12 protein-coding genes are annotated in these 12,165 nt (G+C 59.2%); all 12 read left to right on the forward strand.

The window, feature by feature from the left end:
• Positions 1–104 precede the first annotated feature (104 nt).
• A complete protein-coding gene (fusA, locus tag LDN84_RS01665; protein ID WP_223907226.1) occupies positions 105–2,156 on the forward strand; it encodes an elongation factor G in 2,052 nt (683 codons plus the stop codon).
• 6 nt (positions 2,157–2,162) lie between these two features.
• Positions 2,163–2,708, forward strand: coding sequence for a menaquinone-dependent protoporphyrinogen IX dehydrogenase (hemG, locus tag LDN84_RS01670; RefSeq protein ID WP_223907229.1), 546 nt, complete (start codon positions 2,163–2,165; stop codon positions 2,706–2,708).
• 10 nt (positions 2,709–2,718) lie between these two features.
• Complete coding sequence (locus LDN84_RS01675; protein ID WP_223907232.1) at positions 2,719–3,345, forward strand: TfoX/Sxy family DNA transformation protein; 627 nt, start codon at positions 2,719–2,721, stop codon at positions 3,343–3,345.
• 68 nt (positions 3,346–3,413) lie between these two features.
• Positions 3,414–4,028: a hypothetical protein gene (locus LDN84_RS01680; protein WP_223907235.1), complete on the forward strand. Its 615-nt coding sequence runs from the start codon at positions 3,414–3,416 to the stop codon at positions 4,026–4,028.
• Positions 4,029–4,137: 109 nt separating this feature from the next.
• A complete protein-coding gene (locus LDN84_RS01685) occupies positions 4,138–5,112 on the forward strand; it encodes a pseudouridine synthase (RefSeq protein ID WP_255610441.1) in 975 nt (324 codons plus the stop codon).
• Between the two features lie 23 nt (positions 5,113–5,135).
• Complete coding sequence (locus LDN84_RS01690) at positions 5,136–6,164, forward strand: ABC transporter substrate-binding protein (RefSeq protein ID WP_223907237.1); 1,029 nt, start codon at positions 5,136–5,138, stop codon at positions 6,162–6,164.
• Between the two features lie 149 nt (positions 6,165–6,313).
• Positions 6,314–7,294, forward strand: a complete 981-nt coding sequence (locus LDN84_RS01695; protein ID WP_223907240.1) for a DctP family TRAP transporter solute-binding subunit — start codon at positions 6,314–6,316, stop codon at positions 7,292–7,294.
• A 63-nt stretch (positions 7,295–7,357) separates the two neighbouring features.
• Positions 7,358–7,861, forward strand: coding sequence for a TRAP transporter small permease (locus LDN84_RS01700; RefSeq protein ID WP_223907243.1), 504 nt, complete (start codon positions 7,358–7,360; stop codon positions 7,859–7,861).
• Positions 7,858–9,162, forward strand: a complete 1,305-nt coding sequence (locus LDN84_RS01705) for a TRAP transporter large permease (RefSeq protein WP_223907246.1) — start codon at positions 7,858–7,860, stop codon at positions 9,160–9,162. The genes LDN84_RS01700 and LDN84_RS01705 overlap by 4 nt, the downstream gene beginning before the upstream one ends.
• A gap of 66 nt (positions 9,163–9,228) precedes the next feature.
• Entirely contained in the window at positions 9,229–9,756 is a 528-nt protein-coding gene (locus LDN84_RS01710) for a TRAP transporter small permease (protein ID WP_223907248.1), read from the forward strand.
• Positions 9,753–11,051: a TRAP transporter large permease gene (locus tag LDN84_RS01715; protein ID WP_223907251.1), complete on the forward strand. Its 1,299-nt coding sequence runs from the start codon at positions 9,753–9,755 to the stop codon at positions 11,049–11,051. Before LDN84_RS01710 ends, LDN84_RS01715 begins: the two co-directional genes overlap by 4 nt.
• Before the next feature lie 34 nt (positions 11,052–11,085).
• Positions 11,086–12,120: a DctP family TRAP transporter solute-binding subunit gene (locus LDN84_RS01720; RefSeq protein WP_223907254.1), complete on the forward strand. Its 1,035-nt coding sequence runs from the start codon at positions 11,086–11,088 to the stop codon at positions 12,118–12,120.
• Positions 12,121–12,165: the final 45 nt, after the last annotated feature.

Below are 12,165 nucleotides of genomic sequence, written 5' to 3' on the forward strand. Positions count from 1 at the left end.
GTTGCCCCCGTTTTGCCTGTGGTGCACCTCTGACTTAAGTCAACGTTTGCCGTTTGGGGCGGCGTAGACTTGTCTGACAAGTTTTTTCACTTAAAGGCAAAGTCATGAACAGCAAGGCATCCGAACACATTCGCAGCGTCGTCCTGGTCGGCCACGGCGCAGTGGGCAAAACCACTTTGGCAGAAAGTCTGCTGGCCGCTACTGGCGCAATCCCCAGCCGTGGTGCGGTGGAAAAAGGCAACACCGTGTGTGACTTTGACCCGGTGGAAAAACAACTCGGTCACTCGCTGCAATCGGCCATCGTCAGCCTGCAACAGGCCGGCACGCACATCTACCTGATTGACACCCCCGGCTACCCTGACTTTGCCGGCCAGGCCCTGGGGGCCCTGGCCGGGGCCGATACCGCCCTGGTGGTGATCAGCGCCCAAACCGGCATTGAGCTCAGCACCGAGCGTATGTTCCACCAGGCCGGTGAGCGCGGCCTGTGTCGCATGATTGTCATCAACAAGATCGATGCCGACAACCTGGATTTGAGCGCCCTGGTGGAGGACATCCGCAGCCGCTTCGGCCCGCAATGCCTGCTGCTGGATTTGCCCACCGCGCACGGCCAGGAGGTGGTGGAGCTGCTGGGCCATGACGACGGCGCGAGTGACTTTGCCTCGGTGGCGGTGGCGCACCGGGCCTTGCTGGATCAGTTGATCGAAGAAGACGAAGATTTGCTGGCGCGTTACCTGGAAGACGGTGTTGAACCCAGCGGTGACGCGCTGCACGCCCCGTTTGAGGCCGCCCTGCGTAGCGGACATTTGATCCCGATCCTGTTTGTCTCGGCCAAAACCGGCGCGGGCCTGCCCCAGTTGCTGGACGTGCTGGTCAAGCTGGCCCCGAACCCGGCAGAGGGCAACCCGCCCGCGTTTTACAAAGGTGATGTGCCCGCAGCGGCGCAGGCCTTTGCCGCCCAACCCGATGCCAGCGCCCATGTGCTGGCCCATGTGTTCAAGGTGGTGATGGACCCCTTCATCGGCAAACTGGGCGTGTTCAAGGTACACCAGGGCACGCTGCGCAAGGACGCGCAGTTGTTCGTCGGCTCCGGCAAACGCCCGTTCAAGGTGGCGCACCTCTACCAACTGCAAGGCAAAGACTATGTGGAGGTGGACGCGCTGCTGCCCGGCGACATTGGTGCAGTGGCCAAGGTCGATGAGATTGAATGGGATGCGGTGTTACACGACTCGCACGACGAAGATCAGATTCACCTGCGCCCCCTGGCCCTGCCGCAGCCGATGCAAGGCCTGGCGGTGCAAACCCAGCGCAAGGGCGACGAGCAGCGCCTGTTTGAGGTGCTGCACAAACTGGAGCTGGAAGACCCCTGCTTCAAGGTTGAGCGCCATCCCGGCACCAACGAGACGGTGATCCGTGGTCTGGGCGACATGCACCTGCGCGCCAAGCTGCTGCGCCTGCAACAGCAATACAAGCTGGAGCTGGCCACCAGCGTGCCGCAAATTGCCTACATCGAGACCATCACCGGCCAGGCCGAAGGCCATTGCCGCCACAAAAAACAAAGCGGCGGAGCCGGTCAGTTTGGCGAGGTCATGCTGCGCGTGGAGCCGCTGGCGCGCGGTGCGGGTTTTGAGTTTGTCGACGTGGTCAAGGGTGGTGCGATTCCCGGCGTGTTCATGGCGGCGGTGGAAAAAGGCGTGCACCAGGCCCTGGCAGAGGGTGTGGTGGCGGGTTTTCCGGTGCATGACCTGCGCGTCACTGTGTTCGACGGCAAAACCCATGCGGTGGATGGCAAAGAAGTGGCCTTCATTGCGGCGGCACGCAAGGCCACGCTGCTGGCCATGCGCGAGGCCCGGCCGATCGTGCTGGAGCCACTGGTCAACATCGAAGTGATCTCGCCCGAGTCCGCCATGGGTGACCTCACCGGCGATCTGGCGGCCAAGCGCGGCCACATCACCGGCTCACAAGCACGTGCTGGAGGCACGGTCAGCATCAGCGGCCAAATGCCGCTGGCCGAGCTGGGTGACTACCAAGGCCGGCTGAAGTCCCTGACCGGCGGGCAGGGCAGCTACAGCCTGGTGTTTTCGCATTACGCACCGGTCAGCCCCGAGACCCAGCAGCGCCTGGCCAGCGCCTTCAAACCCCAACTGGATGACGAGTGAACTTCCATGACCGAGCGCATCCTGATTGCCTATTCCACCATCGATGGTCACACGCTACACATTTGCGAGCGCCTTGCGCATGTTTTACAAGCTCTAGGGGCTAAAACAGTCATCAAAAACATCGATCAGGAGCCGCCACAGGCTCTGGACGGTTATGACCGCGTGGTGATCGGGGCCAGCATCCGCTACGGGCACCACCGGCCCAATGTGGCGGCGTTTATTGCGCAGCATCTGGCCGCTTTGCAAAGCCGACCCAGCGCGTTTTTCAGTGTCAACGTGGTGGCCCGCAAGCCCAACAAAAACACGCCGCAAACCAACCCCTATGCCCGCAAGTTTTTGCAAAGTATCGACTGGCAGCCGCCCTTGGCGGCGGTGTTTGCCGGGCGGCTGGACTACCCGCGTTATGGTTTTGTGGATCGCCAGATGATCCGCCTGATCATGCTCATCACCCACGGCCCAACCGACACCACGCGCAGCTTTGAGTTCACCGACTGGGCCCAGGTCGATGCCTTTGCGCACGCGCTGTGTGCGCTGCCCTCTTCATCTTCATAGGACCTGCCTCATGGCCACTTCCCAAAGCACCATGGACTTTTTGCTGGATCAGCTCAGCGGCTGCGGCCCGGTATCGGCTCGCAAGATGTTTGGCGAATACTGTCTGTACTTTGCCGGCAAACCGGTCGGCCTGGTGTGCGACAACCAGTTGTTTCTGAAAAACCTGCCGCAAGTGCGTGCCCTCATGCCCGAGCCGGTGGAGGGCATCCCGTACCCCAAAGCGCGGCCGCATCTGCTGGTCAGCGCCGACCTGTGGGACGACCGCCACAGCCTGGGCCTGTGGGTGCGGGTCACGGCCGAAGCGCTGGACGAGCTGGCCGCCACCCGGCCGCTGAAAAAACCGCGTCCACAAGCTGGCCGTGGGGTGAAGGCCGTGGCCGAGCTGCCCAATCTGGGGCCGAGATCACAGCAAATGCTCCAGGCCGCCGGGATCAACACCGTGGCGCAATTGCGCAAACTGGGGGCCGTGGCAGCCTATGCGCGGGTCAAGCGAGTTACACCAGCGGCCAGCTTGAACCTGCTGTGGGCACTGGAGGGTGCGTTGACCGGCCTGCCCTGGCAAGTGGTGTCCCGCGAGCACCGCACCAGCTTGCTGCTGGCGCTGGAGCAGCTTCAATCAGCCTCAAAAGACGCTTGAGTCCACCCGGCGCAGCCCCACACCTGCCCACTACACTCGGGCAGCTTGTTTATTTTTGTGATGAATTGATGGATATTCTTGTTGTTTGTGTTCTGTTGTTGGGTGCGCTGCACTTTTTTAAATCACGCGAGCAGGCCGAGCGCGTGGTCTTGCTGGGCAGTTACCTGGGCAAGTTCCAGATTGAAAAGCTGATGCAGGATGTGCTTGGGGGTTACCACCGCGCTTTGGGCGAGGCTGATGTGGATCGCCAGGCGCAGGTGTGGCGTTATCTGGAGCCGCAAGAGCAGGCCCTGGCCGCCCAATTTGGCAAGTTTGTGCTGGACTTTGCCGAGGTGTATGAAGCCCGGGCGCGGGTCAGCCGCCTGCCGCTGGCGCTGCCGTTTGTGTCGCTGGCGATTCCTTCCAGCACTTTTGATTTGCGCAAACTCATGGGCGTGCATGGTCAGGGGATCAGCCAGGCGGTGGCCAATGTGCAAGGTTTGAGTCCGAAACGCCGGGCCTTCACCGTGATGGCTGAGCTGCTCTTGATGCAACACAGCTGCCATTGGTTTTGCCGCTCCAAATTGGTGGCCTCGGCGCGTATGCTGGGGCGACATCAAACCACCTACCCGCAGTTGCTGGAGGCGGTGGCACCGGCCACCCGGCAGGCTTATCTGGCCGTGCTGGGTCAACCGGGCCGCTGAGATGTCTTTACAGATGAAGGCCTCCCAAGCCGCATCATCCGTATTTTTATATAAAAATGGCCTGTAGTGCTTATTAAATAAGCGTATAAAGCTACTAATTGAATAGCATATGCCGAACACTCCCAAACCCCCCGTTTTTCGTCGTGCCGCGCCTCCAGTGGCCAAACCTGCCATTCCTGCCGGGCAAACCAACACCGCCGCCCACGGTGCCGGGGGCACGTTGCGCCTGAACAAACGTATGGCCGAACTGGGTCTGGCTTCCCGCCGCGAGGCCGATGAATGGATTGCCAAGGGTTGGGTCAAGGTGAATGGCCGGGTTGCCGAGATGGGCATGCAGGTGGCCCCCGACGTGCGTATTGAGGTGGACAAACAAGCCACCGGAGCCCAGGCCAAACAGGTGACGGTGTTGATCAACAAGCCACTGGGGTTGGTGAGTGGCCAGGCCGAAGACGGGCATGAACCGGCCATTACCCTGGTGCAACCGCAAAACCGCTGGGCTGAGGACAACGCACGCTTTTTCTTTCACCCCAGTCAGCTCAAAAGCCTGGTGCCTGCCGGTCGGCTCGACATTGATTCCACCGGCCTGCTGGTGCTGACGCAAGATGGCCGGGTGGCACGCCAGCTGATTGGTGAAGATGCGGTGATGGAAAAAGAATACTTGGTGCGGGTGATGTACACCGGTGTGCTCAATGCCGCTGCCGCCACGTCAGCCGCAGCCACCTACGCCGCCGCACCGGGCGTAGGCAGGCCCAAACCCGCCGCGCCCATCCAGCTCAGCCGTATTGACGATGATGACCCGGTCAGCCAGGACGTGCAGTCGGTGTTTCCGCCGGACAAACTGGCCCTGCTGCGCCATGGTTTGAGCCTGGATGGCCAGGCCCTGAAACCGGCCAAGGTCGAATGGCAAAACCCCGAACAATTGCGCTTTGTGCTCACCGAGGGCAAAAAGCGCCAGATTCGCCGCATGTGTGAACAAGTTGGCCTGAAAGTGGTGGGCCTCAAGCGTGTGCGGATTGGCCACGTGATGCTGGGTAACCTGCCGGTGGGGCAATGGCGTTATCTGGCCCCGCATGAGCGGTTTTGATCAACACCCTCCAGGAGTCCATCATGTCGACTATGAAAAAAATAGCTGTTGCCGCTTTATTTTCATGGGCTGCAGGTGTTTTTGCGCAAACAGATCGGGGTGTGGTGAATGCCATTTGCAGCACTGACCTGAGCTGGTGTGAGCTGGCCGCGCAGGGATTTACCCGCAGCACCGGCATCAAGGTGTTGCAGTCCCACAAAGCCACCGGTGAAGCTGGGGCCCAGTTGCGGGCCGAAGCCGCCAACCCCAAGACCGATATCTGGTGGGGCGGCACCGGCGACCCGTTTCTGCAAGCTGCCGAGCAGGGCTTGCTGGAGCCCTACCGCCCGGAGTACATGAACGATTTGCACAGCTGGAGCGTGCGCCAATACGCCATGACACAAAACCTGGTGGGCGGGTTTTACACCTCGGCCATCGGTTTTGGCTGGAACACCGAGCTGCTCAAAAAGAAGAAGCTGGCCGAACCCAAGTGCTGGGCTGACATGATCAAGCCTGAATACAAGGGCGACATCGAAATTTCGCACCCGGCATCCAGTGGCACGGCCTACACCATTCTGGCCGGTCTGGTGCAGATGATGGGGGAAGAGGCCGCCTTTGACTACATGAAAAAGCTGCACAAAAACATCAGCAGCTACACCCGCAGCGGCCAGGCCCAGGCCCCGAATGTGGCCAAGGGCGAAGTGGCCATCGGCATCAGCTTTATCTTTGGTTTTGACAGCTGGCGGTATCAGAACTTTCCGGTGAAAACCATGGCGCCATGTGAAGGCACCAGTTATGAAGTGGGCGGCATCGCCATGGTCAAGGGCCAGCGCAACAAGGAAAACGCCAAACGTTATTACGACTGGCTGATGAGCCCGGCCGGTCAGGCCATTGGCGGGCGTGCCAACAGCTTGCAAGTACCGGCCAACAAAACCTTCAAGCTCGACCCGCGTATTCCGCTGCTGGACAACGTGCGGCTGATCAAATACGACTTTGAAAAATACGGCAAAGCTGCCGAGCGCAAACGCTTGCTGGAGCGCTGGCGCAAAGAGGTGGAGTCGTTGCCGCGCTAATGCGCTGCGGCTTTCTTGGCTGCAGGCCTGCGGCCTTGCGCGGGAGGTGCCGACTTCATCCGAAAGGTATGATGGCGCGCTCACATTGATGAGCACTGCGGCAGTTTGCCAAATGTAGAAAAACACGACTCCCACTTCAAGGAAACAGCATGAAATTCGTCTCCCGTACTTTGACTGCTCTGGCCTGTGCCACCGGTCTGGCTTTTGCACTACCGGCCATGGCCGTTGAAAAAATTAATATTGGTGTGGTCACTGGCCCCACTTTTGTCCATACGGTGGCCGCGCAAAAGTTCAAGGAAGAGGTCGACAAGGCTTTGCCTGGTAAATACGATGTGGTGGTGCATCACTCGGCTGCGTTGGGGAGCGAAACCCAGGTGCTGCAGCAGTTGCAGTTGGGAACGGTACAGATGAGTGTCTGCACCACCGGCCCCATTGAAGCCTTTGTGCCCGAAATCAAGGCACTGGAACTGCCCTTCCTGTTCAGCTCGTATGAAGCCACCGACAAAGTGCTGGACGGCCCGATTGGTCTGGATTTGCTCAAACGGTTTGACAAATCCGGTCTCGTGGGCATGCACTTTCTGGACAATGGTTTTCGCAATGTGACCAATTCCAAGCGCCCCGTACAGGGTCCGGATGACCTTAAAGGTATGAAGATCCGTACCATGGAGTCTCCGACCCACCTGGCCATCTGGCGCGCCATTGGTGCGAATCCCACGCCCATGGCCTGGCCCATCACCACGCAACTGCAGCAGGGGGTGCTCGACGGGCAAGAAAACCCGATTTCAGTAATCTCCGCTGGCAAACTCAATGAAGCGGGTCAAAAATACCTGTCGTTGACACGCCACGTCTATTCTGCGTTGGTGTTTGTCGGCAGCAAGGCTTTCATGGACAAGCTGCCTGCTGCTGACCGCAAGGTGTTTATGGATGCCGCAGCTACCGCCTCCATTGCTGGCCGCAAGTTTGTGCGTAACAACGAAGCCTCGCAGCTGGCAGCATTAAAAGCCGCGGGTATGCAAGTGGTGGAGAACCCGGATCTGGCAGCCTTTCGCGCCAAGACGGAACCGGTTTATGCGTCTTTGAGTGGCGACACCAAAAAAATCGTCGAAGAGATTCGCAAGACCGTCAAGTAACCAGGCCGCAAGCGTCATGGGTGCAACTTCTGCGTGCACCCATGATCACCGCCCGAAACACCTATGCGTTTTCATCAAAGACTGATGGCCGTCAGCGATCAGCTTAATCATTGGGTCGAGCGCCTGCTTTTATTGGCTGGCGTGACCATTTCACTTATCTTGTTTGCTCAAGTGTTGGCCCGCTACGCCGGGCATTCACTGAGCTGGTCAGAAGAAATTGGCCGCTATCTGCTGGTCGCCACCACGTTTCTGGGGGCTACCGTGGCCTACAAACGTGCCCACTTCATCGGACTGGCCGGTTTTGGCGCACGTTTTGGACGGGTGGTGGAGCAACTCATCACGCGCAGCCTGCAAGCGCTCACGCTGGGTTGTTTTGGTTTGATCACCTGGTATGGGGTGATCTATACACTCAAATCCTGGGATCAGACCTCGACCGCCATTCAGATGCCGATGTCGCTGCCTGTTTCCGTGGTTCCCCTCTCTGGAGCTATTTTTTTGGTGCACATCCTGACGGACATGACCCGACGCAAGGCCGAGACCGAGCCTCATGAACGGGGTGCAGAATGATCATTGTCCTGTTGTTTGGCCTGATGTTTGCCTTGATGGCACTGGGCCTGCCGATTGCCCTGTCCATCGGTTTGCCAGCCATTGGCCTGATCGTGACGCCTGGCGTTTTTCCCGAAAGCGCCACGCTGGCCGCACTTGGGCAAACCGTGGTGCAGCAACTTTTTTCCGGTGTGGATTCGTTTGACCTGCTGGCCGTGCCTCTGTTCATGATTGCGGGCTCCATCATGGAGGTGGGCGGCATCTCCCGGCGGCTGATTGACTTTTGCAACAGCCTGGTCGGCTGGGCCCCAGGCGGGCTGGCCGCCGCAGCCATTGTGGCCTCGATGATCATTGCCGGGATTTCAGGCTCGGCGGCCGCAGACACGGCGGCCATCGGCGCGGTGGTGATTCCGGCGATGATTCGCCAGGGCTACCCGCCCGCTTTTGCGGCCGCCGTGGTCGCCGCTGGCGGTTCGATTGGCATCATCATTCCGCCCTCCATCCCGATGGTGATTTTTGGTTTCATGACCAATATCTCGACATCACAATTGTTTGCCGGGGGGATGCTGGTGGGGGTTTTGCTGGGGCTGTCCTTCATCATCGTTGCGGTCTGGATTTCCTGGCGCAAGGGCTACGGTGAGCGTGTGCCGTTTACCTGGAGCGAAGTCGCGGTCACCGGCAAAGCCGCCATTTGGTCCATGGGTGCGCCAGTGGTGGTGCTGGGTGGCATTTTGAGTGGTGTGGTGACCGTCACCGAAGCGGCCGCACTGGCGGTGTTTTATGCCTTGCTGGTGGGGACGGTGATCAACCGGGAACTGGCCTGGAAAGACTTGCCTGCCTTGATCATCAAATCACAAGTGGCTGCGGGTGGTATTTTGTTCATCATTGCCATGGCCAAGATTTTTGGCTGGCTGCTGGCCATGCAACAGAGCGCCCGCCTGCTCGACGTGTTTGTATCCTCACTGTCTTTGCCACCCACCGGTTTGTTGCTGATGGTCATGGCCTTGCTGCTGGTGGTGGGCTGCGTCATGGAAACCACGGCGGCGCTGCTGTTGCTGGTGCCGGTGCTGGCCTTGCTGACACCCCAAATGATGGTCGACCCGGTGCAGTTTGGTGTGCTGGTGGTGGTGAACCTGGCCATTGGCATGCTGACACCGCCTGTGGGCATTTGCCTGTTTGTCAGTTGCAGCATTGCCGGGATTTCGCTTGGAAAAATTTCGCGTGCCGTCATGCCGCTGGTGATTGTGGCACTGCTTGACCTGATGGTCGCGGCATTGTGGCCCCCGTTGACCATGTGGCTCCCTACCTTGTTTTACCGTTGAAGCCTGTTTGTCGAAAAACACCTTGGCCATTGATTTGGTCAAACGGGTTGATTCACTTTAGAAACCATGCACTTACCTCACGAACCCACTCACCTGCCCGTTGAAGTGCCAGACCCGTCTGTCCCCGATGAAGACACGCTGGTGCCTTTGAAAATTGAAGACTGGCTGACCGTCATCATCATGGGGCTGTTGGCGCTGATCACCTTTGCCAACGTGCTGGTGCGCTACTTCAGCGACCAGTCATTTGCCTGGACGGAGGAGTTCTCTGTCTTTCTGATGATTGCGCTGGCGCTGGTGGCCGGTTCGGCATCGGTGGCGCGTAACCGGCAGATCCGTATTGAGTTTTTTGCCGACAGTGGCTCTGCGGCGCGGCAACGGGCTTTGGCACGCTTTGGTGCCATCATGGTGTTTCTGCTGTTTGCGCTGATTGCCGTGCTCAGCAGCCGCATGGTTTATGACGACATCCGGTATGGCGAGACTTCACCGGGGATTGGTGTGCCGCAATGGTGGTACACGATCTGGCTGCCCGTGATGTCGGTGGCCATTGCCGGGCGCGCCTTGGGCTTGTTCATTCGCCGGGGGCGTCAGTCATGATTCCTACCCTGTTGTTTGTGGCTTTTCTGGTCATGATGCTGCTGGGGGTGCCGATTGGGGCTGCTCTCGGCCTGGCTGGCGCGGGTTGTATTGCGTTGGCCAACTCGGATGCGCAATGGTTTGGCCTGCTGGCGGTGCCGCAGAATTTTTACGCGGGGTTGGGCAAATACCCGCTGCTGGCGATCCCGATGTTTGTGTTGGTGGGCTCCATTTTTGACCGCTCCGGGGTGGCTTTGAGACTGGTCAACTTTGCCATTGCCATCGTGGGGCGCGGCCCCGGTATGCTGCCGCTGGTGGCCATTGTGGTGGCCATGTTCTTGGGTGGCATTTCGGGTTCCGGCCCGGCCAATGCGGCAGCGGTGGGTGCGGTGATGATCACCGCCATGTCGCGTGCCGGCTACCCCGCAGCATTTTCTGCCAGCGTGGTCGGGGCGGCTGCGGCGACCGACATCCTGATTCCCCCCTCGGTGGCCTTCATCGTCTACTCGGTGCTGGTGCCAGGGGCCTCGGTGCCCGCCTTGTTTGCCGCCGGCATGATTCCAGGGGTGATGGCGGGTCTGGCGTTGATCATCCCTACCGTATGGATGGCGCGTAAACACAAGATGGGGGCACTTGAAGCCAGTCTGCCACGCCCGGCGTTCTGGCAAAGCCTGAAAGAAGCCTCCTGGGGGTTGGCCGCGCCCATCCTGATTTTGGGCGGTATGCGTGCGGGCTGGTTCACCCCCACGGAGGCGGCGGTGGTGGCCGTGTTTTATGGCTTGTTTGTGGGTATGGCGATTCACCATACCATCAAGTTGCGTGACCTGTTTGTTATCTTGCGCGAGTCAGGGGAGTTGTCGGCCATCATCCTGCTGGTGGTGTCGCTGGCGGGTATCTTTGCGTACTCCCTGTCCACCCTGGGTGTGATTGACCCGGTGACCAATGCCATCGTGAACTCCGGTTTGGGGGAATATGGGGTGCTGTCGCTGCTGATTCTGATGTTGATCACCGTGGGCATGTTTCTGGACGGTGTCTCGATCTTTCTGATTTTTGTGCCTTTGTTATGGCCGATTGTTCAGTTTTACAAATGGGACCCGGTCTGGTTTGGCGTGATCCTGACGCTCAAGGTGGCGCTGGGTCAGTTCACCCCGCCGCTGGCTGTGAACCTGATGGTGTCTTGCCGCATTGCCAATGTACGCATGGAAGAAACCGTGCGTTGGGTGGGCTGGATGCTGTTCTCCATGTTCCTGGTGATGGTGGCCGTCATCCTCTGGCCTGAGCTGGCTTTGTGGTTGCCACGTTATCTGGGCTATTAAACTTGCTATTGATTTTTAACCGAGGAGACATGATATGAAACTACGCAGAACCCTTTTGAGCCTGATGGCGGCCGCCGCGCTGGGAACACTCGCCTTGACTGCCAGCGCAGAAACCTACAAGGCAGAGTACAAGCTGTCGATGGTGCTCAACACCTCCACCCCCTGGGGCCAGGCTGGCAAGATCTGGGCCGATCTGGTGAAAGAGCGCACCCAGGGCCGCATCAACATCAAGCTGTATCCCGGTGTGTCATTGATCCAGGGCGACCAGACGCGCGAATTTTCTGCATTGCGTCAGGGCGTGATCGACATGGCGGTGGGTTCCACCATCAACTGGTCTCCCCAAGTGAAAGAGCTCAACTTGTTCTCGCTGCCGTTCCTGATGCCTGACTATGCGGCGCTGGATGCTTTGACCCAGGGCGACGTGGGCAAGAAAATTTTTGCCACCCTCGACAAAGCTGGTGTGGTGCCACTGGCCTGGGGTGAAAACGGTTACCGGGAAGTGACCAACTCCAAGCGCCCCATCAAGTCACCGGAAGACCTCAAGGGCATGAAAATTCGCGTGGTGGGCTCGCCCATTTACTCTGACATGTTCAGCGCCATGGGTGCCAACCCCACCCAGATGAGCTGGGCAGACGCGCAGCCCGCGTTGTCCAGTGGTGCGGTGGACGGTCAGGAAAATCCCCTGTATTTGTTCCAGGTGCTCAAAATGCACACCGTAGGTCAAAAGTTCATTACCACCTGGGGCTATGTGGCGGACCCCTTGATTTTTGTGGTGAACAAGGAAATCTGGGGCTCATGGACACCTGCTGACCAGGCCATCGTGCGCCAGGCCGCCACCGACGCGGGTAAACAAGAGATTGCCCTGGCGCGTAAAGGCCTGGTCGAAGCAGACAAGCCGTTGCTGAAAGACATTGCCGCAGTGGGTAATGTCACCATCACCCAACTCAGCGCCGCTGAACGCGAAGCCTTTGTCAAAGCCACACGCCCGGTGTACAACAAATGGAAAAATACGGTAGGAGCCGACTTGGTGAATACGGCAGAACGGGCTATTGCCGCACGGCATAAATAAGCCGCTCAGAGACCAGGCACTGCACAATGTCTGGTCTGCTTCTTC

This window comes from Rhodoferax lithotrophicus, from assembly GCF_019973615.1.
In the GTDB taxonomy this organism is placed as follows: Bacteria; Pseudomonadota; Gammaproteobacteria; order Burkholderiales; family Burkholderiaceae_C; genus Rhodoferax; species Rhodoferax lithotrophicus.